23 protein-coding genes are annotated in these 23,875 nt (G+C 67.9%); 13 read left to right on the top strand and 10 right to left on the bottom strand.

Translation table 11 applies throughout. The features are described from left to right. Positions 1–94: 94 nt before the first annotated feature. The 3 genes from AU198_RS11760 to AU198_RS11750 all read right to left on the bottom strand — a co-directional run bounded on the left by AU198_RS11760 (position 95) and on the right by AU198_RS11750 (position 3,412). Positions 95–1,156 carry an NAD(P)-dependent alcohol dehydrogenase gene (locus AU198_RS11760; RefSeq protein ID WP_231744654.1) on the bottom strand — a complete coding sequence of 354 codons (1,062 nt, stop codon included), beginning with the start codon at positions 1,154–1,156 and terminating at the stop codon, positions 95–97. Positions 1,157–1,218: 62 nt separating this feature from the next. Beyond that, positions 1,219–2,385, bottom strand: coding sequence for an FAD-binding oxidoreductase (locus tag AU198_RS11755; protein ID WP_064348307.1), 1,167 nt, complete (start codon positions 2,383–2,385; stop codon positions 1,219–1,221). Between the two features lie 16 nt (positions 2,386–2,401). Then, a complete protein-coding gene (locus AU198_RS11750; RefSeq protein WP_064348306.1) occupies positions 2,402–3,412 on the bottom strand; it encodes a hypothetical protein in 1,011 nt (336 codons plus the stop codon). 99 nt (positions 3,413–3,511) lie between these two features. On the opposite strand from AU198_RS11750, the gene AU198_RS11745 reads away from it, so the two are divergent. Next, positions 3,512–4,159, top strand: a complete 648-nt coding sequence (locus tag AU198_RS11745; RefSeq protein ID WP_197416096.1) for a TetR/AcrR family transcriptional regulator — start codon at positions 3,512–3,514, stop codon at positions 4,157–4,159. On the opposite strand, the gene AU198_RS11740 is transcribed toward AU198_RS11745, so the two are convergent. Then, positions 4,154–4,804: a GAP family protein gene (locus tag AU198_RS11740; RefSeq protein ID WP_082690985.1), complete on the bottom strand. Its 651-nt coding sequence runs from the start codon at positions 4,802–4,804 to the stop codon at positions 4,154–4,156. The two genes, AU198_RS11745 and AU198_RS11740, sit on opposite strands and share 6 nt — an antisense overlap. Before the next feature lie 105 nt (positions 4,805–4,909). Then, positions 4,910–5,323: an Rv0361 family membrane protein gene (locus AU198_RS11735; RefSeq protein WP_064348304.1), complete on the bottom strand. Its 414-nt coding sequence runs from the start codon at positions 5,321–5,323 to the stop codon at positions 4,910–4,912. Between the two features lie 192 nt (positions 5,324–5,515). Between AU198_RS11735 and clpB the strand changes: the two genes are divergently transcribed. The 8 genes from clpB to nhaA all read left to right on the top strand — a co-directional run bounded on the left by clpB (position 5,516) and on the right by nhaA (position 15,814). Continuing rightward, entirely contained in the window at positions 5,516–8,062 is a 2,547-nt protein-coding gene (gene clpB / locus AU198_RS11730) for an ATP-dependent chaperone ClpB (protein WP_064348303.1), read from the top strand. A gap of 63 nt (positions 8,063–8,125) precedes the next feature. After that, the gene (locus AU198_RS11725; protein WP_231744653.1) at positions 8,126–9,463 is read left to right on the top strand and encodes an alpha/beta hydrolase domain-containing protein; all 1,338 of its coding nucleotides are present in this window, start codon (positions 8,126–8,128) and stop codon (positions 9,461–9,463) included. A gap of 159 nt (positions 9,464–9,622) precedes the next feature. Next, positions 9,623–10,453 carry a trehalose monomycolate transport factor TtfA gene (gene ttfA / locus AU198_RS11720; protein WP_064348301.1) on the top strand — a complete coding sequence of 277 codons (831 nt, stop codon included), beginning with the start codon at positions 9,623–9,625 and terminating at the stop codon, positions 10,451–10,453. A 45-nt stretch (positions 10,454–10,498) separates the two neighbouring features. Then, a complete protein-coding gene (locus tag AU198_RS11715) occupies positions 10,499–11,287 on the top strand; it encodes an SDR family NAD(P)-dependent oxidoreductase (protein ID WP_064348300.1) in 789 nt (262 codons plus the stop codon). 12 nt (positions 11,288–11,299) lie between these two features. Next, on the top strand, positions 11,300–12,199 hold the full coding sequence (locus AU198_RS11710) for a hypothetical protein (RefSeq protein WP_064348299.1): 900 nt from the start codon (positions 11,300–11,302) through the stop codon (positions 12,197–12,199). Continuing rightward, complete coding sequence (locus AU198_RS11705) at positions 12,192–12,851, top strand: TrmH family RNA methyltransferase (RefSeq protein ID WP_064348298.1); 660 nt, start codon at positions 12,192–12,194, stop codon at positions 12,849–12,851. Before AU198_RS11710 ends, AU198_RS11705 begins: the two co-directional genes overlap by 8 nt. A gap of 15 nt (positions 12,852–12,866) precedes the next feature. Beyond that, positions 12,867–13,967: a glycoside hydrolase family 76 protein gene (locus AU198_RS11700; protein WP_064348297.1), complete on the top strand. Its 1,101-nt coding sequence runs from the start codon at positions 12,867–12,869 to the stop codon at positions 13,965–13,967. After that, positions 13,964–15,814 (top strand): Na+/H+ antiporter NhaA, encoded by a 1,851-nt coding sequence (gene nhaA, locus AU198_RS11695; protein WP_064348296.1) that lies wholly within the window; start codon positions 13,964–13,966, stop codon positions 15,812–15,814. Before AU198_RS11700 ends, nhaA begins: the two co-directional genes overlap by 4 nt. On the opposite strand, the gene AU198_RS11690 is transcribed toward nhaA, so the two are convergent. Further along, positions 15,811–16,542 (bottom strand): VTT domain-containing protein, encoded by a 732-nt coding sequence (locus AU198_RS11690; RefSeq protein ID WP_064348295.1) that lies wholly within the window; start codon positions 16,540–16,542, stop codon positions 15,811–15,813. The genes nhaA and AU198_RS11690 overlap by 4 nt on opposite strands. A gap of 88 nt (positions 16,543–16,630) precedes the next feature. Between AU198_RS11690 and AU198_RS11685 the strand changes: the two genes are divergently transcribed. After that, positions 16,631–17,644, top strand: a complete 1,014-nt coding sequence (locus AU198_RS11685; RefSeq protein ID WP_064348294.1) for an alcohol dehydrogenase catalytic domain-containing protein — start codon at positions 16,631–16,633, stop codon at positions 17,642–17,644. A 49-nt stretch (positions 17,645–17,693) separates the two neighbouring features. Next, a complete protein-coding gene (gene fbaA, locus AU198_RS11680; protein ID WP_064348293.1) occupies positions 17,694–18,734 on the top strand; it encodes a class II fructose-bisphosphate aldolase in 1,041 nt (346 codons plus the stop codon). Here fbaA and AU198_RS11675 read toward each other — a convergent pair whose 3' ends face one another. Next, positions 18,735–19,595 carry an Rv0361 family membrane protein gene (locus tag AU198_RS11675; protein WP_064348292.1) on the bottom strand — a complete coding sequence of 287 codons (861 nt, stop codon included), beginning with the start codon at positions 19,593–19,595 and terminating at the stop codon, positions 18,735–18,737. It abuts the gene before it with no gap. A 115-nt stretch (positions 19,596–19,710) separates the two neighbouring features. On the opposite strand from AU198_RS11675, the gene AU198_RS11670 reads away from it, so the two are divergent. Then, positions 19,711–20,127 carry a DUF3151 domain-containing protein gene (locus AU198_RS11670; protein WP_064348291.1) on the top strand — a complete coding sequence of 139 codons (417 nt, stop codon included), beginning with the start codon at positions 19,711–19,713 and terminating at the stop codon, positions 20,125–20,127. On the opposite strand, the gene AU198_RS11665 is transcribed toward AU198_RS11670, so the two are convergent. Further along, positions 20,128–21,018 (bottom strand): cation diffusion facilitator family transporter, encoded by an 891-nt coding sequence (locus tag AU198_RS11665; protein WP_064348290.1) that lies wholly within the window; start codon positions 21,016–21,018, stop codon positions 20,128–20,130. A 68-nt stretch (positions 21,019–21,086) separates the two neighbouring features. Next, entirely contained in the window at positions 21,087–21,866 is a 780-nt protein-coding gene (locus AU198_RS11660) for a site-2 protease family protein (RefSeq protein ID WP_064348289.1), read from the bottom strand. Between the two features lie 33 nt (positions 21,867–21,899). Between AU198_RS11660 and AU198_RS11655 the strand changes: the two genes are divergently transcribed. Next, on the top strand, positions 21,900–23,270 hold the full coding sequence (locus AU198_RS11655; protein WP_064348288.1) for a cytochrome P450: 1,371 nt from the start codon (positions 21,900–21,902) through the stop codon (positions 23,268–23,270). On the opposite strand, the gene AU198_RS11650 is transcribed toward AU198_RS11655, so the two are convergent. Beyond that, the gene (locus AU198_RS11650) at positions 23,203–23,802 is read right to left on the bottom strand and encodes a hypothetical protein (protein WP_064348287.1); all 600 of its coding nucleotides are present in this window, start codon (positions 23,800–23,802) and stop codon (positions 23,203–23,205) included. The two genes, AU198_RS11655 and AU198_RS11650, sit on opposite strands and share 68 nt — an antisense overlap. Positions 23,803–23,875: the final 73 nt, after the last annotated feature.

Here is a 23,875-nt window from a genome sequence, read left to right as displayed (position 1 = left end):
ACGCGGAGTCGGGCCCTTGCCGGTTTGTGAATCTGGCGACGCTCGGAGCGCCGAAACCGTCGCCAGATGCACAATTCAGCGATATGGGCGCGGGTCAGTCGTAGACGATAACTGCTCGGCCGACGAAATCTCCGCGGCCGAGCGCGTCGATGTGGTCATTGACGTCTTCGAAGCGGACCTGCGTGACGCTGTCCTTGATCTTGCCCGTCTCGGCGAGCGCGACAACCTCGGTGAGGTCGGTGTAGTTGCCCCAGAACGAGCCGAAGAACGTGTACTCCCTGCCGACCAACGGAAACAGCGGGATGTCGACGCGGGTGCCCACCAGTCCCACCGATGCGACCGCCCCCTCGGTGGCCAGCAGCGCGAAGGACAATCGGATGCTCTCCTCGGCACCGACACACTCGATCACCGCGTCGAACTCGCGCCTGCCGGTGGCCTGCTCGAGCGCATCGCGCACCTGATCGTCGGTCCTACCCCTGGTGTTGACCGTGTGGTCGGCGCCATTTTCGGTTGCCAGCGCCAGCTTTTCGTCACTGCGGGCGAAGGCGACCACCGTCGCACCCGCCCCGAGCAGCTTGGCGTACTGGACGGCGTAGGCGCCGAGGCCGCCGACACCCATCACCGCCACCGTCGTTCCGGGCCCGAGTACGCCCGCCGCGCGCAGCTTCTTCAGCCCGCGGTACGGCGTCAGACCCGCATCGGTCAGCGGCGCCAGCGACACCGGTGACAGGTCGGCCCCGACGGGTATCACCTGTTGGTACGCCACCGGAACGTACTCCGCGTACCCGCCATGCGGACCGAATCCGACCCAGTGGCCCTGGTTGCAGATCTGTTCGTTGCCGCGGTGGCACTGGCGGCACGACCCGTCTCCGAGTGGGCCGAAAACAACCGCGCGAGTCCCCTCCGACAGGGCAGCAGACGCCGGCACGTCGGCACCGATCCGGTCGACGGTGCCCGCAACCTCGTGACCCGGCGTCACCGGAAGCGGCATCGGCAGGCTGAAGTAGCCGTCGATGAGCTGAAAGTCGGTGCGGCACATGCCTGCTCCGCCGACTTTGATCAGCACCTGGTTCGGCTCGATGTCGGGTATGGGGATCTCCTCCAGCCGCAGCGGCTGCTTGTACCCGTGCATGCGTGCGGCTCGCATCGTCGCCATCTGATCTCCCGGCCCTTGATCTTGATCGGAGTGTACGGGTGCGGTGGCCGCCGCGCGACGTTTCAGGAGGCCAGGGGATCGTGCTGAATGCGTTCGGCGGGCGCCCCTTTGGCGATCAGGGCGGCCTTGGTCGCCGTCACCATGGCGGGGCTGCCACAGATCAGGATCTGCCGGTCACCCCAGTTGCCGTAGCGGGTGACCACGTCGGCCAGTATGCCGGTCTGTCGCACGTGCAGGCCGCGGGGCGGCTGCACATCCGGGTAGTCAGCGGCCCACGACGGGTCGACGTTGAACTCCGAGACCGGTGTGACCGAGAGCCACGGGTTCTGGGAGGCGATCTCCCACAGCGTGCGCAGGTCGTAGAGGTCGCACGGATACCGTCCGCCGAAGAACAGGTGCACCCGCGGATTGACCCCCCAGCGAGTGAGGTCCATGATCAGCGCCCGCAGCGGCGCCAGCCCGGTGCTGCCGGCCACCATCAACACGTCGCCGCCGTCGCGGTCCACGTGCAGCGCACCGTGTGGGTTGGACAGCCGCCACCGGTCGCCGGGTGTCGTCTCGGCGACGATCGCGGTGCTCACCATCCCCCCGGGCACTGAGCGGATGTGGAATTCGATGCCGCCGCTGGGTTCGGTCGGGATCGACGGGCTCAAGTACCGCCACCGGCGCGGCCACTGCGGAACCTGGACCGTCACGTACTGGCCCGGGTGGTAGAACAACGGCTGATCCAATTGCAGCCGCACGACGGATACGTCGCGGGTGACGCGCATGTGCTCGATGACCGTGCCGTCGCAATACGGCGGGCCCTCCTCGGCGTCGGCGGCCCCGCGCATCACCCCGATCATCAACGCGACCGCGTCGTGCGTGGTCTCGGCCAGTTGGTCGTTCCAACTCGCGGCGAGGTGATTGCGGAAGCCGGCATACAGCGCGGTCTGCATGCTGTCGTAATGCCGTTGTGTGACACCGTATTTGCGGTGGTCGCGGCCCAGCTGGGCGAGGAATGCCACCGGCTCCTGCGCCCGCTGGGCGACGAGTTGGCCGAGAACCCAGCTGACGGCCTGCCCGAACCGCCGGCGCTGCTCGTCCATGTCCGGCGGGAACAGGTCGCGCACCGACATGTCGATCGCGAACCAGTGGGTGTAGAAGCTGCGGATCAGATCGTCGTCGCCAAGAGCGGGGTCGACCGCGTCGCGCAGCATGCGCAGCGCGTCACGGTCGTCGAGTCCCACGCGGCCCGAGTGTATGTCAGGCGCGCCGCACCCTTCTTTGGCGAAGTGCCGCCGCCACGATCAGCGCCACGCCCAAGGCGCTCCAGCAGGACAGCACGATGACCGGCACCGTGCCGCCCGCCCCGTCGAAGAACGCCGCCGAACGCAGCAGGGTGGCGTTGGCGCCCTGCGGCAGGAACTGCCCGAACTGCCCCCAGCCGCTCGGCAACAGTTCCGGGGCGCTGTTCAGGCCGGACAGCGGATTGCCGACGAGAAGCGCCAAGACCGCGCCCAGCGCCAGGCCGGCGCGGCCGAACAGCGATCCCAAGCCCAGCAGGGTCAGCCCCGTCGCCAGGATGCCCAGCGTAAGCGCACCGGTGACTCCCCAGAAGTTCGCGTCGATCGACCCCAACGCCCAGCGCAACAGCGCGGCGATGGTCAGGCCGGCGACACCGGCGAAGACAACAGCGGTGGCGAACCGGGTCCACACTTCGCGCTTGAGCGCGAACATCAGCGCGATCGCGGGCAGGAGCCCGGCGAGGGTGATGGGCAGCGCCGATGCGGCCAGTCCGGCTCCGCGTGGGTCGTCGTCGGTCGGTGGCGCCAGGTCCTCGACGCGTAACTGGGCGCCGGTCTTCTGCGCGATTCCGTTGCCGATCTGGGTCAACATTTGGGCGATCATCGGGCTGCCACCGGTCGCGACCATCAGTGTGGGGCCCTCGGGGCCGAGTGCGATGCCGCCGTAGACGTCGCGGGCGCGGATCGCTTCGCGCAGCGCGCCGGCGCTCGGGTAATAGGTGAACGAGAACGCGCCCGGGGCCTGCTGCTCCATCGTGGCGGCGACTTGCCCGCTTGCCGCCCGTGGGCCCGCCGCGCCGATCGGCACGTGGTGCGGAGCGGTGCGGGCCGCGGGCAGTGCGAAGGCCAGCGCGACGATCGCGATGACGACGGTGAGCACCACGACGACGCCCGTCGCGCGTACTGCGGCAGGGGGTTCGTGGGCCGGTGATGTGTGGTGGTTGGACCGCGCGGGGGTTTCGATGGTCATGTCGGCCGCCTTTTCATTCGTCGTTGAATTAATGGGTAGCGGCAGCGTAACTCTCCAGGCAACACTTTTCAACAAGCATTGAAATGCTAGCCTCGGACCATGGCGTCACCAGCGAAAACGGGCCGCCGCCGAGGCCGCCGCCTGGGTGAGCCGGTGTCGCGCGACGCGGTGCTCGCCGCGGCGCGCAAGCGGTTCGCCGCCGAGGGATACGAGAAGACGACGCTGCGCGCCATCGCTCGCGACGCCCACGTCGACCCCTCGATGGTGCTCTATCTGTTCGGGTCCAAGGCCGAGCTGTTCCGGGCGTCGCTCAACGTGGTCGTCGACCCTCGGGCACTGGTCTCGGCGCTCGCCGGTGGCCCCGACGACGACCCCGACATCGGCACCCGCATGGTGCGGGCGTACCTGCGGATCTGGCAGTCACCCGAATCGGGTCCGACGATGGTTGCGATGTTGCAGTCGGCGACCTCGAACTCCGATGCTCACGAGGCGTTTCGCGGGTTCATGCAGGACTACGTGCTGAGCGCGGTGTCCGCTGAGCTCGGGGGCACAGAGCAGGCCCGGCTGCGCGCGCTGCTGGCCGCGAGCCAACTCGTGGGCACGGCGATACTGCGCTTCGTCATGAAGATCCCACCGTTGGCCACGCTGCCCGATGACGACCTGGTTCGGCTCCTGGCGCCGACGGTGACGCGGTACCTGACCGCCGACGCCGCCGAGCTCGGCTTGCCAGCGTTCGACGAGTCATAGCCCGTGAATGCCCTTGTACAGCACCATAAGACCGATGACGACGAGGATGCCGGCCATGAGGACGGCGTGCTGGCTGTCCATCCAGTCCTTGAGCCGGCTCAGCGGTCGGTCGAGGCGATCACCCGATACCGCATAGGCCAGGATCGGCAGCGCGACCGTCGATCCTGCCGCGATCACGAACCAGGCGACGGCCAGCCAGTCGTCGCGTGCGCCGCCGCCGGCGGTGCCGATCGCCAAACCGGCTGCGGCGCAGATGAACAGGACTTTCGGGTTGACGACGGTCAAGGCCATCGCCGCACCACCCGCCCGCAGCGGGGTCAGCGTGCTCAGGCTCTGCATCCACTTGGGTTTGTGGGCTGACTTCTTCCGGTTGAGCCACCGGTGCACGCCGAACGCGATGAGTGCCACACCGACCACGATCCGCAACCACGACGCCCACCCCGGCGGGTGACCCTCGCGCCCACCCATCAAGCTCGACACTTGCAAGAAAATGCTCGTCAGCAACGCCAACCCGATGATCCAACCCGCCAGGAATGCCAGCCCGGTCGGCCGCGGCCGCGCTGTGTGCAACACGAGCACCGCGGGGATGATCGACAGCGGCGAGAGCGCCACCACCAAGGCCAAGGGAATCAGTTCAGTCAGCAACGATCCCGTGTCCACGAGCCCGAACCTTAGCCGAATGCCCGCTTCCGGTGCGGTTCTTGTTTTCCGGCGGGTGCGTCACAGGGCGGCGCCTGGCGATCATCACGGTCAGATCGATCGAGCCGGGTGGTACTGGCAGGCCTTCCACTCGCCCCCCTCGCGCAGGAAGTCGATGTCGAAGGTCTTGGCGCTGGGCTGGTTGGCGGCGGAGAACCGCACCGTGGCGACGGCCGACACCACGGGTTCGCCCGCGACCGTCACCGCGCTGACCGAGATCCGGGTGGGACCATCGGCCTTGCGGCTCGCGTGCCACTCGTCCTCGAACCCCGCGGCCCGGCGCATGGGTGCGCAGACGTGCTCGGCGAACGATGCGAAATCCGCGCGGTTGTAGGAGCCGTTCATTCCGGCGAGCACCGCGCGGACCTGATCCTCATCACTGGCGGCGGAAGCGGAGCCAGCCAACGCCGTCGAGGCGACCGCGCTCAGCGCGATGCCCGTGAGCACGGCGGAAAGTCGACGCATGGAACAAGCGTCGCTGATACAGATGTGAAAACTGTGACAGCTGTGCGGCGTGTTGTTCCGGAGGCGGCACATGTGACGGTAATCCGGCCGGAAATTGATTAGACTTGAGTGGAACAGACTCAAGATTGACGACGTTGAACTATCCGACAAGCATTTTTGCCAAGCTCACGTACCCAGGAAAGGGAAGGTGTCGTGGACTCGTTCAACCCGACGACCAAGACTCAGGCGGCGCTGACCGCGGCGTTGCAGGCGGCCACGGCCGCGGGCAACCCGCAGATCACGCCCGCCCATCTGTTGATGGCTCTGCTGACTCAGAACGACGGCATCGCCGCACCCCTTCTCGAGGCCGTCGGCGTCGAACCCGCGACGATCCGCGCGGAAGCGCAGCGACTCCTCGACCGGCTACCCAGCGCCAGCGGCGCGGCCTCGCAGCCGCAGCTCGCTCCGCAGGCCCTGGCCGCGATCACCGCCGCCCAGAACCTGGCCACCGAGATGGACGATGAATACGTCTCGACCGAACACCTGATGGTCGGACTGGCCACCGGTGACTCGGATACGGCCAAGCTGCTCAGCGGCCACGGGGCCTCCCCGCAGGCGCTGCGTGAGGCGTTCGTCAAGGTGCGCGGCAGCGCCCGGGTCACCAGCCCCGATCCCGAGGGCACCTATCAGGCGCTGGAGAAGTACTCCACCGATCTGACCGAACGGGCCCGGGAAGGCAAGTTGGACCCGGTCATCGGCCGCGACACCGAGATCCGTCGCGTCGTGCAGGTCTTGAGCCGTCGCACCAAGAACAACCCGGTGCTCATCGGTGAGCCCGGTGTCGGCAAGACCGCGATCGTGGAGGGCCTGGCCCAGCGCATCGTGGCCGGCGACGTGCCGGAGAGCCTGCGCGACAAGACCGTCGTCAGCCTGGACCTGGGCTCGATGGTGGCCGGTTCGAAGTACCGCGGCGAGTTCGAGGAGCGGCTCAAGGCCGTGCTCGACGACATCAAGAACTCGGCGGGTCAGATCATCACCTTCATCGACGAGCTGCACACCATCGTGGGCGCCGGTGCCACCGGCGAGGGCTCGATGGACGCCGGCAACATGATCAAGCCGATGCTCGCCCGCGGCGAGCTGCGCCTGGTTGGGGCGACCACGCTCGACGAGTACCGCAAGTACATCGAGAAGGACGCCGCACTGGAGCGCCGCTTCCAGCAGGTCTACGTCGGTGAGCCGTCGGTCGAGGACACTGTCGGCATCCTGCGCGGGCTCAAGGACCGCTACGAGGTGCACCATGGTGTGCGGATCACCGACTCCGCGTTGGTGGCGGCGGCGACGCTGTCCGACCGCTACATCACCTCGCGGTTCCTGCCGGACAAGGCGATCGACCTGGTCGACGAGGCCGCTTCCCGGCTGCGCATGGAGATCGACTCGCGTCCCGTTGAGGTCGACGAGGTCGAACGGCTGGTGCGCCGGCTCGAGATCGAGGAGATGGCGCTGTCCAAGGAGGAGGATGCCGCCTCGAAGGAACGCCTCGAAAAGCTGCGCGCTGAACTTGCCGACCACAAAGAAAAGTTGGCGGAGCTCACGACTAGATGGCAGAACGAGAAGAACGCCATCGACATCGTGCGCGAGCTCAAGGAGCAGCTCGAGTCGTTGCGAGGTGAGGCCGACCGCGCCGAACGCGACGGCAACCTGGAGCGGGCCGCCGAACTGCGGTACGGCCGCATCCCCGAGGTGGAGAAGAAGCTCGACGCGGCGCTTCCGCATGCCGAGGCCCGCGAGGATGTCATGCTCAAAGAGGAGGTCGGCCCCGACGACATCGCCGACGTGGTGTCGGCGTGGACCGGCATCCCTGCCGGGCGGATGCTCGAGGGTGAGACGGCCAAGCTGCTGCGCATGGAAGACGAGCTGGGCAAGCGCGTCGTCGGGCAGCGCAGGGCCGTGCAGGCGGTTTCTGATGCGGTTCGCAGAAGCCGCGCCGGTGTCGCCGACCCGAACCGGCCGACGGGTTCGTTCATGTTCCTGGGTCCGACCGGCGTCGGTAAGACCGAGCTGGCCAAGGCGCTGGCGGAGTTCCTGTTCGACGACGAGCGGGCGATGGTCCGCATCGACATGAGCGAGTACGCCGAGAAGCACTCGGTGGCCCGCTTGGTCGGCGCGCCTCCGGGTTACGTCGGCTACGACCAGGGCGGTCAGCTGACCGAGGCGGTGCGGCGTCGCCCGTACACGGTGATCCTGTTCGACGAGATCGAGAAGGCCCACCCGGACGTGTTCGACGTGCTCTTGCAGGTTCTCGACGAGGGCAGGCTGACCGACGGCCAGGGCCGCACGGTCGACTTCCGCAACACGATCCTGATCCTGACGTCGAACCTGGGTGCCGGTGGTACCGAGGAGCAGGTGATGGCTGCCGTGCGCGGGGCGTTCAAGCCGGAGTTCATCAACCGGCTCGACGACGTGATCGTGTTCGACGGGCTGAACCCCGAGGAGCTGGTGCACATCGTCGACATCCAGCTGGCACAGCTGGCCAAGCGGTTGGAGCAGCGCAGGCTCACCCTCGAGGTTTCGCTGCCCGCCAAGAAGTGGTTGGCCCAGCGGGGCTTCGACCCGCAGTATGGCGCCCGTCCACTGCGCAGGCTGATCCAGCAGGCCATCGGCGACCAGCTGGCCAAGATGCTGCTGGCCGGCGACGTGCACGACGGCGACATCGTGCCGGTCAACGTCAGCCCCGACGGCGACTCGTTGGTCCTGGGCTAAGCGATTCGGCGTGCTCGCTCATTCTCAGCGTGAGCGAGCACGCCGAACCTGCAAGATGGGGACGTGATCGCACCCGTTCCCGGTAATCCGAACCTGCTCCTCGGCGCCTACGACCTGGCCACGCTGGGTTACGGCGCCGAGGAGTTCTTCGTCTCAGGCGCCGCGAAGTCATATGTTTCCGACGACACGGCCGACTACACCACCCGCATCGTGGTTCTGCAGCCGATCGATCGCGCGCTGTTCAACGGCGCCGTCATCGTCGAATGGCTCAACGTCAGCGGCGGGATGGATGCACCCGCGGTGTGGTCGATGGCGCATCGCGAGATCGCCCGCTCGGGATACGCCTACGTGGGTGTGTCCGCCCAGCGGGTCGGCGTCGAGGGCGGGACGAGTCTGGTCGGCATCGACACGTCGCTGAAAACCCAAGACCACGAACGCTATTCGCAATTACATCATCCTGGAGACGAGTTTTCGTACGACATCTATACGCAGGTGGGGCGCCTGGTCCGCGAAGGCACTGTCGAGGGGCTTCGCCCGCAGATCCTGCTAGGGGTGGGCGAGTCGCAATCGGCCGCCTTCCTGTCGACCTACATCAATGAGATCGATCCGGAAGCCGCCGTGTACGACGGATTCCTCGTGCACTCCCGGTTCGGCACCAGCGCGCCGCTGGATGGTGCGAACCTGTTCGAGGGGCACGAATCAACCCTGCAAGCCGTCCCGTTTCGTTCCGACCCCCGCGTCCCGGTCCTGGCATTCATCACCGAGACCGACCTGGTCGGCGGTTTCCGGGTGGGGTATCACGCTGTGCGGCAACCCGATAGTGACCGGCTGCGGACGTGGGAGATACCCGGTGCTGCCCACGCGGACAACTACACCATCATCGGCAGTTTCATGGACAGCGGGTGCGCACCGCTGTCCGACCTCGCCGCGGCGTTTGCGCCGACCAACGAGCTCATCGGTGAGAAGCTCTCGTACAACATCAACTTCGGGCCACAGCACCACTATGTGCTGCAGGCCGCCCTTTCCCACCTGAACGACTGGGTGCGCTCCGGCAGGCCTGCGCCCTCGGCCCCGCCGATCGCGTTGACCGGATCCGACCCCGTGATGCCCGAACTCGACGTCAACGGCCTTGCCAAGGGCGGCGTCCGCACGCCCTGGGTGGACGTGCCGACCGCTCGCCTTTCTGGGCTCGCTCCCGACGAGAGCCCGATGTCATTCATCTTCGGCTCGGGCGAGGTGTTCGACGACGGAGTGTTGAGCAGGCTCTATCCGGGCGGCAAGGACGACTACCTCGAACGTTTCACCGCGGCGCTGGACCAGGCAGTCGAGGCGGGCTTCATCCTGACCGCGGACCGCGCCGAGATCCTCGAGTTGGCCGCCACGAGCTTCCCAGGCGGTTGAGCCCGACATCGAAACTGGGGGCAGATCGCGTTTTCGCGCCGAAATGCGATCTGACCGCATTCTCGCGGACCGGCGCGGGGCCGATTGGACGCTATGTGATGGGGCTGTGATCGAGATGAGTTCTGGATTCGGCGCTACCTGCAAGTAGGCTAGAGCGCAATGGTCCCGCTTTGGTTCACGCTGTCCGCGCTCTGCTTCGTCGGTGCGGCCGTGTTGCTGTACGTCGACATCGACCGTCGACGGGGCTTGGGGCGCCGGCGCAAGTCCTGGGCGAAGTCGCACGGCTTCGACTACGAACACGAATCGGCCGACATCGTGCAACGCTGGAAGCGCGGCGTGATGTCGACGGTCGGTGATGTCACGGCGAAGAACGTCGTCCTCGGGCAGATCCGCGGCGAGGCGGTGTTCATCTTCGACCTCGAAGACGTCGCGACGGTGATCGCCCTGCACCGCAAGGTCGGCACCAACGTCGTCGTCGACCTGCGGCTCAAGGGCATCAAAGAGCCTCGGGAGAACGACATCTGGCTGCTCGGCGCGATCGGCCCGCGCATGGTCTACTCCACCAACCTCGATGCCGCGCGACGCGCGTGCGACCGGCGGATGGTGACCTTCGCCCACACCGCGCCCGACTGCGCCGAGATCATGTGGAACGAGGAGCATTGGACGCTGGTTTCCATGCCGGTGACCAGCACGCGGGCCCAATGGGACGAGGGGCTGCGTACCGTGCGTCAGTTCAACGATCTCCTGCGTGTCCTGCCGCCGACCCCGCAGGCCATGGCGAGCCAGGGCAGCCAGGCTGCGCTGGCCCGGCGAAGCGGGTCACCGAGCCGCCCGCTCACCCCCGCCGCAGGCCGCGGCGAGCCGGCGCCGGGCGTCGACGCACCGCCCCGCCCCGAGGCGCGCTACCCCCAGCAGCCGCCCCCACGGCCCGACGCGCGGCGTCAACCGCCCTCGCGCAACGGACGGCAGTCACCGCACTACCAGCGGTAAGTGGTCGCGCCCGGAGCTCGCGACCAGGGGAAGTAGCCTGAAGCCATGTCTCGCCCCGTCGCCCTGATCACCGGACCGACATCCGGCATCGGCGCAGGCTTTGCGCGCAGGTTCGCCCGCGACGGTCATGATCTCGTGCTCGTCGCGCGCGATGCGGCCAGGCTCGAGCGCTTGGCCGCCGAACTGCGCGACGAAGGCGGGGTGACCGTTGAGGTGCTCACCGCCGATCTCGCCGAGGCCGCCGACCGCGCGAAGGTGGCCGACCGGCTCGCCGCGGGTGTTCAGGTGCTGGTCAACAACGCCGGTTTCGGAACCTCCGGCGAGTTCTGGAGCGCGGAGTACTCCCTGCTGCAGTCGCAGCTCGACGTCAACGTCACCGCCGTCATGCAACTGACACACGCGGCCCTGCCCCCGATGCTGCACGCCGGCCGCGGCACGGTGATCAACGTCGCCAGCGTCGCCGGTCTGCTACCCGGACGGGGTTCGACGTACTCCGCGTCCAAGGCGTGGGTGGTCGCGTTCTCAGAGGGCCTCGCCAACGGCCTGGGCGGCACCGGCGTCGGAGTGCACGCCGTGTGTCCGGGCTTCGTCCGCACCGAATTCCACCAGCGGGCCGGCATCGACATGGACGGCACACCGTCGTGGTTCTGGCTCGAGGTCGACGATGTGGTCCGCGAAACGATGGCCCACGTCGGTGATGGCGCCAAGAACAATGAGGTCGTGATCATCCCCGGTGTGCAGTACAAAGTGCTCACCACCGCAGGGCGGATGGTGCCGCGAAAGCTGGTGCGCGCCATGACCAAAGTCGTGGGCAGGGGCCGTGGCCGGACCTAGGGCACTGCGTACGTGCGTGCGCTGATCGCGGTGCTGACCGCAATCGTCGTTGTCGCGGCATCGGCATGCTCCAAAGACGATGCGTCGGTCCATCCTTACGGCGCGCAGACCGCCACCATCGGCGAATCGCTTGCCACACTGGGCTGGAACATGTCGGTGTCGAACCTGCGCTTCGACGGCGACTATGTGTTGTTCGACGTCGACGCCTCACCCGCGCAGGCCGACGCGCCACACGCCAAACCCGAAGACATCCGGTTCGGCCTGTACGGGGCGCTCGCGCACCCGATCGAGGCCAACGGCATCGGAAGCTGTCGCGACGCGACCGACCTTGAGCTGCAACCACTCTCGGCCCCCACCGCCGACCGCCTCACCGGCACGGTGTGCATAGGGCCCGCACGCGACCAGGTGCAGGTGCGCGGCGTGTACGCCTACTCGCCGCGCGACCGGACACCAGGCACCACCGTCGCCCATCCTGCGGCATTCCCCGTCGGCTTGCCCGCGGTCAGGGACAACGACACCGGATTGTCGCTGCGCACCACGAGCCTGGATGCCTTCCGCGGCGACGGGGCCATGCTCGCCCAGTCGGCGCTGGGTGACCCGAACGCGTTCACCGGAAACGGCTACATGCTGCTCGGTCTCGAAATCAGCGGTGTGGCAGAGCAATACCGCGAGGTCTCGCAGCAGCGCGGCGGACCGTCGATGGTGCTGGTCGCCCCGACACTGCCCCCGCCCGGGCTGAGCCATGCATGCGACGTCTACGGCGCCTCGGTGCTGGTGCTTCCCGACGTCTCCCGCGACGCCGTCCAGGTGCGTGCATCGCTGTGCACCCAGGGCGAGATCAACAACGCGCTGCTGTACGCCACCGTTTCGCTCGTCGGTACCCACGCCGCGCTCTGGACCAAAGATGACTGACGCAGGGGAACCCGAAGCCGCCGGCCCCACCGAATGGGGCGAGGCGCCCGGCGTCGGCCCCTGGCAGGGAGCGCCGCCCGACGACCCGCGCTACGACCCGGCCCTGCTCCGCGACGGAGACAGCCGCAATGTCATTGACGCGTATCGCTACTGGACTCGCGAAGCGATCATCGCCGACATCGACACGCGCAGGCACGCCCTGCACATCGCGATCGAGAACTTCGGCAACGACGCCAACATCGGCGCGGTCGTGCGCACCGCGAACGCGTTCGCCGTCGACACCGTGCACATCGTCGGCAGGCGACGGTGGAACCGCCGGGGCGCGATGGTGACCGACCGCTACCAACGGCTGCGCCACCACGACACCACCGCCGCACTGCTCGCCCACGCGGCCGACGCCGGCCTGACGGTCGTCGCCGTCGACAACGTGGCGGGGGCGGTGCGCATCGAAACCACACCCCTGCCGCGGGACTGCCTGCTGGTCTTCGGCCAGGAGGGGCCGGGGATCACCCCCGAGGCGAGGGCCGGCGCCGCCATGACGGTGTCCATCGCCCAGTTCGGCTCGACGCGAAGCATCAACGCCGGTGTCGCGGCGGGTATCGCGATGCACACCTGGATCACCCAACACGGGGACCTTTCGGCGGCTTGGTAAGGCAGGATCGACATCATGGATCAGCTCTGGGCCAACCGCGCAGCCAGCGCTGAGGCCGCGATCACCACGCGACACATCAGACGGCTGTGGGGCCTGCCGGGCACCCAGCTCGGCGTCGTCGCCTGGCCGGCGACGCGGCAGCACCGGCTGTTCGGAACCTGGCACTACTGGTGGCAGGCGCATCTGCTCGACAACCTCGTCGACGCCCAATTGCGCGACCCGCAACCCGAGCGGCAGAAGGCGATCGCCCGCCAGATCCGCGCACACCGGTTGCGCAACAACTTCTCTTGGGTCAACGACTACTACGACGACATGGCGTGGCTGGCGCTGGCCCTGGAACGCGCGGCGGCGCTCGCATCGGTCGAGCGGCCCAAGGCGCTCAAGAAACTCTCCGAGCAGTTCATGAACGCGTGGGTGCCCGAAGACGGCGGCGGCATCCCCTGGCGCAAACAGGACCAGTTCTTCAACGCACCCGCCAACGGTCCGGCGGCGATCTTCCTGGCCCGTTATGACCGGTTGCGCCGGGCGCAGCAGATGTCGGACTGGCTCGACGAGACCCTGATCGACCCGGACACCCACCTCGTGTTCGACGGCATCAAGGGCGGCTCGCTCGTGCGCGCGCAGTACACCTACTGCCAGGGCGTGGTCCTGGGGCTGGAAACGGAACTGGCGGCGCGCACCGACGATCCCGAGCACGCCGTCCGGGTGCACCGGTTGGTCGCCGCGGTCGCCGAACAGATGGCGGTCGAGGGCGTGATCAAGGGTGCCGGCGGCGGTGACGGCGGCCTGTTCAACGGCATCCTTGCCCGCTATCTCGCGCTCGTCGCGACCGCGCTGCCGCAGAACTCCGAGCACGACGCCGCGGCCCGGGACACCGCCCGCTCGCTGGTGCTTGCCTCCGCCGAGGCGGCGTGGCAGAACCGCCAGGTGGTCGACGGACTGCCGCTGTTCAGCGCATTCTGGGACCGCACCGCCGAAATCCCCACCGCCGCCGGGGGGCAGGCGCAGTTCGTCGAGGGTGCGGTCAATGCCTCCGAGGTGCCCGAGCGCGATCTGTCGGTGCAGCTGGCGGGCTGGATGCTGATGGAAGCCGCCCATGCGGTGGCGGGGGAGTGAGCGCCGAAACCCGCCCGCGCATCGCCCGCGTACTCCCCGCTCGGTTCAGCGCCGGCGCCAAAGCGGCCAAGACCGGGGAGAACGCCGCGGCAGGTCTGCTGCTGCTCTTCACCCTCGCCGCGCTGCTGTGGGCGAATTCGCCATGGGCGCACAGCTATTGGGCGTTTCTCGACACGCATATCGGATTCACCTTTGCCGAGCACCGCTTCGAACTGACCGTCAAGCATCTGATCAACGACGGTCTGATGGCGTTCTTCTTCTTCATCGTCGGACTCGAGGTCAAGCACGAATTCGCCATCGGTGAGCTCACCGATCGGGCCAGAGCGGCCGTACCCGTCGTGGCGGCGTTCGCCGGCCTGGCGGTGCCCGCCGCAATCTTCCTGTTGTTCAATCCCTCCGGGCAGGACGCACAGGCATGGGGTGTGGTGATCTCCACCGACACCGCGTTTCTGATCGGCGCTTTGGCGATCATCAGACCGAAATTCCCCGCCCGGCTGCGGATCTTTCTGCTCACCCTGGCCGTCGTCGACGACGTCGGCGCACTGTGCGTGATCGCCCTGTTCTACTCCGAGCGCATCGACGTTGTGCCGCTGGTGATTTCGATGGCACTGATCGCAGCGATCGCGGTGGTGCGGTTCATGCCCGCGGGCCGGGGACCGGCCTACGCCGTGCTCGGCTTCTCGCTGTGGGTGAGCCTGTACATGGCGGGTGTGCATCCGACGCTGGCGGGCGTTGCGGTGGCTCTGCTGATCCCGGTGTTCTCGCCCGAGCGCAGCCAGGTCGAGGAGGTCGTCGCGCGTATCCGGGCATTCCGGCAGTCACCGAACTCCCGCTATGCCCGCGAGGTGACTCGTGGTCTGCGCGACTCGATCTCGATCAACGAGAGGCTTCAGACCAGCGTGGGCCCGTATGTGTCCTTCCTGGTGCTGCCGCTGTTCGCATTGGTCAACGCCGGTGTGCAGCTCGACGCCCAGAGCGTCTCGGCGGCGTTGCGCTCGCCGCTGACATGGGGCGTCGTCGCCGGTCTGGTGGTCGGCAAGTTCATCGGAATCACCGCCGCGACGTGGATCATGCAACGCAGCGGTGTCGGCGCACTGGCGCCCGGCCTCAGCCTGCGCCGGATCGCCGGGGGTGCCGCGCTGTCCGGAATCGGCTTCACCATCTCGCTTTTCATCGTCGACATCGCGATCGACGATCCGGTCCGCCGGGAGCAGGCCATCATCGGCGTGCTTCTCGCATCGGTGATCGCATTTCTCCTCGGCTGGTTGATCTTCCGGATCACCGACCGGCTCAGCCCGCCCGACCCGGTGGGCCTCAAACTGTTGCGCCCGGTCGACCCGGACCGCGACCATATCGCGGGCGACCCCGACGCCCCGCTGACGTTGGTGGAGTACGGCGACTTCGAGTGTCCCTTCTGCAGCCGGGCGACCGGGGCCATCGAGGAGGTGCGCGAGCACTTCGGCGGCGAGCTGCGCTACGTGTGGCGCCACCTACCGCTGGAGCGCGTCCATCCGCGCGCTTTCGACGCCGCGCGGGCCAGCGAGGCCGCCGCGCTCCAGGGCAGGTTCTGGGAGATGGCCCACGAGCTGTTCGGCCATCAGGACGATTTGGAGTGGTCGGACATGTACCGCTACGCCGTGGCGGCGGGTTGTGACATCGAGCGGTTCGACCAGGACGTGCGGGTGCACTCGTCGAAGGTCTTTCACCACGTGCAGGACGACGCGCAGGACGCGGAGTTGATGGACCTGAACTCGACGCCGAGCTTCTTCGTCAACGGCAAGCGCCACACGGGTCCGTGGGACGCGGCCAGCCTGATCCGCGCGCTGGAGAACAGCCGAGGCCGCTAGCCCGGCTGCTCTCCCGAGGAAGAGTCGAGCGGGGGCGCGGCGATTCCGGCGCGTTTGGCCGCGCGGCGCCGCTTGTACCACTCGATGAACATCGGCAGCACCGAGATAACGACGATCGCGATCACGATCGGCTCGAGCAGCTTCTGGACGGTCTCGAACCGGCCGAGCCAGTATCCGAGCAGGGTCAGGCCCACCCCCCACACGACGGCGCCGACCACGTTGAACAGTGTGAACACCGGATAGCTCATTCGGGCCGCGCCGGCCGTCAGCGGGGCGAGCGTGCGGACGATCGGCACGAAGCGGGCGATGACGATCGCGAACGGTCCCCGCTGCTCGAAGAACACGTGTGCCTCTTCGAGGTACTTCTGCTTCAGGATCCGCGCGTCGGGCCGAAACATCGCGGTGCCGATGTTGCGCCCGATCCAGTAGCCGACCTGACCTCCCAGGACCGCGGCGATGGGGATGAACAGCAGCAACTGCCAGAGCTGGAAGTTGATGACCTCGCCGCCGCCCTCGGCCAGCGCGGCCGTGCCCGCGGCCAGCATGCCCGCCACGAACAGCAGCGAGTCGCCAGGCAGGATCGGGAACAACACCCCGGACTCGACGAAGATCACGATCAGCAGCCCGACCAGTGCCCACGTGCCGAAGTAGCCCAGCAGCGTCATCGGGTCGAGGAAGTCCGGCATCAGCGCCAGGTGGTCGGTCGCCGCGAGGGCCGAGATGGTCATGGCTCACCAAGATACCGGCGTCGCGGCCAGGGCCCGCGTCCGCGCGCAGGGGGTGCGTACACCGGCCGTGCGTCACTAATGTCTGGCTATGCCCACTCACAAGGCGGTTCTCGTCGAATCCGTCGGCGGTGCTCTCACCCTGGCCGACGTGGAGACCACCTCCCCGCTGCCGTTGCACGTGCGCATCGCCGTCGCCGCGTGCGGCGTGTGCGGCACCGACCACGGCTTCGTGGCCGGCGGCTTCCCCGGCCTGAACTGGCCGATCACGTTGGGTCACGAGATCGCCGGGACGATCGCCGAGGTGGGCGAGGGAGTTGAGGACTTCGCGGTCGGCGACCGGGTGGCCGTGGGATGGTTCGGCGGCAACTGCAACCGTTGCGTGCCGTGCCGCAAGGGCCAGTTCATGCAGTGCGCGCGCATGCAGGTGCCGAGCTGGCACTATCCGGGGGGCTACGCCGAATCGGTGACCGCGCCCGTCACCGCGCTGGCCCGTATCCCGGAGGGGTTGTCGTTCGCCGAAGCCGCCCCGATGGGCTGCGCCGGCGTCACCACGTTCAACGGCCTGCGGCAGACGAAAGCCAAGTCCGGTGATCTCGTCGCCGTGCTGGGCGTCGGCGGCCTCGGCCACCTCGGTGTGCAGTTCGCCAGGGCAATGGGTTTCGAGACCGTGGCGATAGCTCGCGGTGCGGACAAGGAGGCCGACGCCCGCGAACTCGGTGCTCATCACTACATCGACTCCAAAGCCGTCGAGGTCGCCGAGGCGCTCAAGGATCTCGGCGGTGCGGCCGTGGTGCTGGCGACGGCGGCCAATTCACAGGCGATGGCCGACACCGTCGGCGGGCTGGCGCCCCAGGGTGAGCTCGTCATCATCGGGGTCACCGCCGACCCGCTGCCGATCGCCCCGGTCCAGCTGATCACCGACGGACTGAGCGTGAGCGGTCATCCGTCGGGCACCTCGCGCGACGTCGAGGAGACGATGCACTTCGCGGTGCAGAGCGGGGTGCGCGCCCGGATCGAGGAACGTCCGCTGGCCGAGGCCGCCGAGGCGTATGCCGCGATGGAGCAGGGCCGGGCCCGCTACCGCATGGTCTTGACCATGTGAACCGGCCGCCGCGGTGGGATAATCGGGCGAAACGGCGAGAGGACGGCCCATGCCCATCGCAATGCCCGAGGTGTACGCGCAGATGCTCGACCGGGCCAAGGAGCACGGTTACGCGTTTCCGGCCATCAACTGCACGTCATCGGAATCGGTGAACGCGGCCATCAAGGGTTTCGCCGACGCCGGGAGTGACGGGATCATCCAATTCTCCACCGGCGGAGCCGAATTCGCGTCGGGACTCGGTGTCAAGGACATGGTCACCGGCGCAGTCGCACTCGCCGAGTTCGCTCACGTCATCGCCGCCAGATATCCGGTCACGGTGGCGTTGCACACCGACCACTGCCCGAAGGACAAGCTCGACACCTACGTGCGGCCGCTGCTCGCCATCTCGCAGCAACGGGTCTCCGAGGGTGGGCATCCGTTGTTTCAGTCGCACATGTGGGACGGCTCGGCGGTACCGCTCGACGAGAACCTCGAGATCGCACGCGAACTGCTCAAGGACGCCGCCGCGGCGAAGATCGTGCTGGAGATCGAAATCGGTGTGGTGGGCGGAGAGGAGGACGGTGTCGCCAACGAGATCAACGACAAGCTCTACACCACCGCCGAGGATTTCGAGAAGACCGTCGAGGTGCTCGGTGCGGGCGAACACGGCAGGTACCTGCTGGCCGCGACGTTCGGCAACGTGCACGGCGTGTACAAGCCGGGTAACGTCAAGCTGCGGCCCGAAATTCTCGACGAGGGGCAGAAGGTCGCCGCGGCCAAACTCGGATTATCCTCGGACGCAAAGCCTTTCGACTTCGTCTTCCACGGTGGCTCGGGCTCGCTGAAGTCCGAGATCGAGGACGCGTTGCGCTACGGCGTCGTGAAGATGAACGTCGACACCGACACCCAGTACGCCTTCACCCGGCCGGTGGCCGCGCACATGTTCACCAACTACGACGGCGTGCTGAAGATCGATGGTGAAGTGGGGGACAAGAAGGCCTACGATCCGCGCAGCTACCTGAAGAAGGCGGAGGCCTCGATGAGCGAACGCGTCGTCGAGGCGTGCCGCGATCTGCACAGCGCGGGCCGTTCGGTCACCGCGGGCCAGTAGTCACTGGGGCGCCTGGCAGATCTTCCACTGTTCGTCGCGGAACTCCAGATCGAAGCTGCGGGTCGACCGGGTCTGGGGGGCGTAGGCCATGAACGCGGTGACGTTCGCCTCGGCGTGGTCGCCGTTGATCACCACCTGGTCGATGCTGGCCACCACCGGATACTGTTTGGCGGCGGCGACCCGTTCGTGAATCTCCTCCCAGGTCTTGTCGTCGTATCGGACGTAGCTGTCCCGCTTGGCGCCGCAGGTGATGCTGCGCAGTTTGGCCAGATCGCCGTTCTGGATCGCGGTGTCGAATTCCTCGATGGTGTTGCGGACCATCTCTTCCTGAGACACCCGAGGCCCCGAGTCCCGGGTCAACAACACGGTGCCGAGCACGGCGATGGCCACCAGCGCGGCGATGACCAGCACCACGGCCACCACCCAACCCCAGCTGCGGCGCTGCCGCGGTGGCCCCGGAGCATCACCACGCGGCGGAATGACCTGCGGGGCAACGGGTTTCTGCTGTCCGGCGGCGCCGGGAGAGGAGAACACCTCGGTGGCCGGTTCGGCGGGGGTGTCGATCTTCTGCGTCGTGCCCGCATCGAATCCGGACGGCGCGGTGAATCGACGCTCGCCCTGGTCGGCGCCCGGCGTCGACTCGGCGTGCGGTTGGGCGGTCGACATCACCTCGGTCGCGGGCTCATGGTCGCCGTGCGGTTCGATCACCTCGGTGGCCGGTTCGGCCCCCTCCGGGGTCTCTTCCGTCGGTGCAGCGTCTTCGCCCTCGACTGGCTCGGGGTTCTCGGAGGCGTGAACGTCTGAGGCGTCCGACCCGTGTGGACCGTCTTCTGGCTGGTCAGGCCCTGATGGATTCGACATGCCTGCTGCGGTCCTCCCTTACGACGCTACGGCGGAAGCTTAGCTACCGCTGCCCAGTCCGCGCTCAGACCCGTGCGGTGCCGGCGGCGGTGGGGCGCACGGCACAATGGGGGCCATGACAGGCATGGGTGATCTCCTGGGGCCGGATCCGGTACTGCTGCCCGGCGACAGCGACGCCGAAGCCGAACTCGCCGCGGGGGAGAAGCCCGCGATCGTGGCGGCCGCGCATCCCTCGGCGTCGGTCGCGTGGGCGACGCTGGCCGAGGACGCGCTCGCCGACGACAGGGCGATCACCGCGTACGCCTATGCGCGGACCGGCTATCACCGCGGGCTGGATCAGTTGCGCCGCAACGGCTGGAAGGGCTTCGGCCCCGTACCCTTCCGTCACGAGCCCAACCGCGGATTCCTGCGCTGTGTCGCGGCCCTGGCGCGGGCAGCAGACGCTATCGGGGAGACCGACGAGAACCAGCGCTGCCTGGACCTGCTCGATGACTGCGATCCGTCGGCGCGGGCCGAACTCGGGCTGGCCTGACTACTCCGCTTCGCAGTTGCAGTCCCCGGCGCCGTCGCCGGGTTCCACCTGAACCGTCGCATGATCCAGACCGCGTTCGGTCAGCACGGCGCGCGCATCGTCGAGCACCAGCGCCGAATCCCGGTTGCTGGTCAGGTGCGCGGTGACCATGTCCTTGCCCGGCACCAGCGTCCACACGTGCAGATCGTGCACATCGGTGACGCCTTCGACCGCGCACAGCGCGGTCCGCAACTCCTCGACGTCGATGTGAGCGGGTGACGACTCCGACAGGATCCGCAGGGCCGCCCGCGCCAGTGAGAACGCCCTCGGCAACACCCACAGCGCGACGAAGACCGCGACCACGACGTCGGCGTAGGGCCAGCCCGTCGTGACCGTGACGATGCCCGCGATCAACACGCCGATGCTGCCGACCGTGTCGGCGACGACCTCCATGTAGGCGCCCTTGACGGCCAGGCTCGTCTCGGAGTGCGAACGCAGCAGCAGCACGACGACGGCGTTGGCCACCAGCCCCGCCAGCGCCACGACGATCAACGGGACACCGGGCACCTCGGGTGCGTCCCCGATCCGTTCGATCGCCTCGATCAGGATGAATGCCGCGACACCGAGCAGCAGCACCGCGTTGGCCACGGCGGTGAACACCTCGGCGCGGTGCCAGCCGTACGTGCGGGCCGGGGAGGTGCTGCCCTTGCGGGCGAGCAGGACCGCGGTCAGGCCCATGAACATCGCGACCAGATCGGTCAGCATGTGACCGGCATCCGCCAACAAGGCGATGGAGTTGATCAGCAGCGCCGTGACGAGCTCGATCACGAAAAAGGCGGTCAGGATCGCCGCGGCGATCACCATCCGGCTGACCCGGGTGTCGCCTTTGCTGTGATCGTGCCCGGCACCCATGGCAGCAATATATGCGCAAATCCGCATATGTTGCAAGGATGTGGCCGCTGCGGGCGCGCCACGGCGGATCAGAACCAGGCCGACCAGAACCGGGTCAGATCACTGCCCAGCCACACCAGCGGACGCGGCACGCCCGTGAAGTCGAAGAACCACAGCACCAGCTGCCAGAACCACGTGTTGAGTCCCGGGGTGAAGAGCAGCAGCAGCAAGACCAGCAGCCCCCACTGCTTGGCCGGGGCCACCGCTCGCTGGGTCTGCGGGCTCAGGTGCGGCTCGAGCGCGCCGTACCCGTCCAGCCCGGGGACCGGGAGCATGTTCAGCACGAACGCCGTCACCTGGAGAAAACCCAGGAACGCCATACCGGACCAGAACACTCCGTGTGCGGGGTCGTAGAGCACGCTCGTCAGCACCAGCAGCAGGGCGGCGAACACCAGGTTGGTGGACGGTCCGGCAAGGCTGACCAGGGTGCGCTGACGCTTGGTCATCCAGCCGGTGTGGACATACACCGCCCCGCCGGGCAGGCCGATCCCGCCGATCGCGATGATCGCGACCGGCAGCCCGATCGACAACAGCGGGTTGGAGTACTTGAGCGGGTTGAGCGTGAGGTAGCCGCGCCCCGCGACGTCGCGGTCACCGAATCGCCATGCGGTGTAGGCGTGGGCGAACTCGTGCACGCACAACGACACCAGCCAACCCGCGATCACGAACGTGAACAGCCCGATATAGGCCAGCGGTCGGATCTCCGTCGTGCACACCCACGCCACCACGCCGCCGGCCACGGTGGCCGCCACGATCGCGAGGAAGACGGGGCTGGGCCGCACCGACCGGTGCAGCGGTCGAACGCTCACGGGTCGAAGCTACCGACTGTGAGACAGTCGAGCATGCGACCACCAAGGCTGCCTGCGCCCAAACCCTTCTCCCCGGTTTTCGGGGGCGTGTATGCCGCGGCGTTCGGACTGGGCGGCCAGCAGCTCGTGCACCAGCTGATACAGCGTTACGGCCCCGTGGTGGAACTGCCCGTTCTGGGTTTCGGAAAGGTGGTCGCCGTCGCCGATGCGACACTGGCCAAGCAGGTGTTCACCGAGCAGCCCGACATCCTGCTGGGCGGCGAAGGGGTGGGTCCGGCTGCGGCGATCTACGGTCCACGATCCATGTTCGTCCAGGAAGAGCCCGAGCATTTGCGCAGGCGTCGGTTGCTCACCCCGCCGCTACACGGCCAGATGCTCACCAGCTACGTGCCGATCATCGAAGCGGCGACGCGGTCGGCGATGGCAACCTGGCCCGTCGGGCGCTCGATGCGCATGCTCGAGGCCGCCCGTGAGCTCACCCTGGACATCATCGTGCAGGTCGTCTTCGGGATCGGTGACCCGGAATCGGTGACTCGGTTCGGCAAGCCGTTCGAGGAATTGCTCGACTTGGCGCTGTCCGAGGAGACACCTGTGCGATATGCGCTGCGGCGCGTGGGGGCACTGCGCCGGTGGGGCAAGCTGTCCGAGGTCAACCGCAGGATCGACGAGTTGGTGCTGCCGTTGATCGCCGAACGACGTTCCGATCCTTCCTCGGCCGACCGCACTGACATCCTGAGCATGCTCGCCAACGCTCGGACCGACGACGGTGATCGCCTGTCCGAGGACGAGGTTCGAGCCGACCTCATCACCTTGGTTCTCGCAGGTCACGAAACCACCGCGACGACTCTGGCGTGGCTGGTCGACCTGCTGCTGCACCACCCGGACACGTTGGCGAGGGTGCGTGCCGAAAGCCGGTCCGGCGACACCCGGTACACCGAAGCCGCCATCTCCGAAACGCTGCGGCTGTGGCCGGCCGCGCCGATCACCGGCCGGATGACCACCGGCCGCTACCGGCTTGGTGACTACATCCTGGACCCGGGGACTCGCATCGTGCTGCTGCTCGATGTCATCAACCGGGATCCCGTCACCTATCCCGCACCGGCCGAGTTCCGGCCCGAGCGGTTCCTTGACAGCCGGCCGCACCCCTACGCCTGGGTCCCGTTCGGTGGGGGCCTCAAACGGTGTATCGGCGCCAGCTTCTCGATGTGCGAGCTGACCACGACACTGCACACCATCCTCCGTGAGGGCGATCTCGAACCGGTCAACCCGCGGCGGGAGACCGCGCCGCTGCGGGCCGCGCCGGTCGTTGTGCCGCGCGACGGCACGATGGTGCGGTTCACACCCGCAGCCAGCCTTCGGTGTGTCGGTAGAACGTCGAGCGCTTCACCGGACGGGGGGTCTTGACGCCGTCGCGGACCACGAGCGCGCCGGTGGTGCCGAGCTGGACGGCCCGCCCCGTCACCCACCGTTGCGGCCGCATGTGACGTGACAGCACGCTGGCGCGCAAACCGGGCATCGTCGGTGTCGGCTCGATGCGCACCCCGGTCGCCGCTCCGTCGAAGAGCACCTCGTCGTCGACCACCGCCTCACCGATCAATTCGACGGGCGGCGAGCCCTTCTCGAGCCCGCCCTCACCGAGCCAGAACGCGGCGCCGACCAGCGCAGTTCCCCGGTCGTCGCGGATGAGCGGCACCCGGGTGGCGCGCCCGCGCAGTGCTCGGCGCGCGTGCCATGGCCGCCGCACATGGGCCACCTCGACACCGAGCCGATCGGTGCGCAGCAGCCGGGTGAGCACCGTGGCCACATCGGCCTCGGAGCCAACGACGATCAGGCGACGACAGGGGGTGTCCGGTGTCTCGGCGACCGGGAGCCCGCGCAGCGCGGTCGGTATCCGACGTCGGCCGAACCGCAACACCACGACGTCAGCGGTGCTCAAGTTCGGCTCCTCGCAAGTTGCTGGGATAGGGTGTCTCACCGGCTGCAACAAGGTTTTGGGTGCAAGAGTAGCC

The organism is Mycobacterium sp. GA-1199 (genome assembly GCF_001500045.1).
GTDB lineage: Bacteria > Actinomycetota > Actinomycetes > Mycobacteriales > Mycobacteriaceae > Mycobacterium.
This window is presented reverse-complemented; position numbering and strand designations above follow the sequence as displayed.

Coding starts and splice junctions, on each gene's coding strand:
- AU198_RS11690 (WP_064348295.1), bottom strand. CDS start 16,542: ATGACCATCTCGGCCCTCGCGGCGACCGACCACCTGGCGCTGATGCCG.
- AU198_RS11670 (WP_064348291.1), top strand. CDS start 19,711: ATGACAGGCATGGGTGATCTCCTGGGGCCGGATCCGGTACTGCTGCCC.
- AU198_RS11705 (WP_064348298.1), top strand. CDS start 12,192: ATGACTGACGCAGGGGAACCCGAAGCCGCCGGCCCCACCGAATGGGGC.
- AU198_RS11715 (WP_064348300.1), top strand. CDS start 10,499: ATGTCTCGCCCCGTCGCCCTGATCACCGGACCGACATCCGGCATCGGC.
- AU198_RS11655 (WP_064348288.1), top strand. CDS start 21,900: ATGCGACCACCAAGGCTGCCTGCGCCCAAACCCTTCTCCCCGGTTTTC.
- AU198_RS11700 (WP_064348297.1), top strand. CDS start 12,867: ATGGATCAGCTCTGGGCCAACCGCGCAGCCAGCGCTGAGGCCGCGATC.
- AU198_RS11745 (WP_197416096.1), top strand. CDS start 3,512: ATGGCGTCACCAGCGAAAACGGGCCGCCGCCGAGGCCGCCGCCTGGGT.
- AU198_RS11675 (WP_064348292.1), bottom strand. CDS start 19,595: ATGTCGAATCCATCAGGGCCTGACCAGCCAGAAGACGGTCCACACGGG.
- AU198_RS11750 (WP_064348306.1), bottom strand. CDS start 3,412: ATGACCATCGAAACCCCCGCGCGGTCCAACCACCACACATCACCGGCC.
- AU198_RS11735 (WP_064348304.1), bottom strand. CDS start 5,323: ATGCGTCGACTTTCCGCCGTGCTCACGGGCATCGCGCTGAGCGCGGTC.
- ttfA (WP_064348301.1), top strand. CDS start 9,623: ATGGTCCCGCTTTGGTTCACGCTGTCCGCGCTCTGCTTCGTCGGTGCG.
- fbaA (WP_064348293.1), top strand. CDS start 17,694: ATGCCCATCGCAATGCCCGAGGTGTACGCGCAGATGCTCGACCGGGCC.
- AU198_RS11760 (WP_231744654.1), bottom strand. CDS start 1,156: ATGGCGACGATGCGAGCCGCACGCATGCACGGGTACAAGCAGCCGCTG.
- AU198_RS11665 (WP_064348290.1), bottom strand. CDS start 21,018: ATGGGTGCCGGGCACGATCACAGCAAAGGCGACACCCGGGTCAGCCGG.
- AU198_RS11685 (WP_064348294.1), top strand. CDS start 16,631: ATGCCCACTCACAAGGCGGTTCTCGTCGAATCCGTCGGCGGTGCTCTC.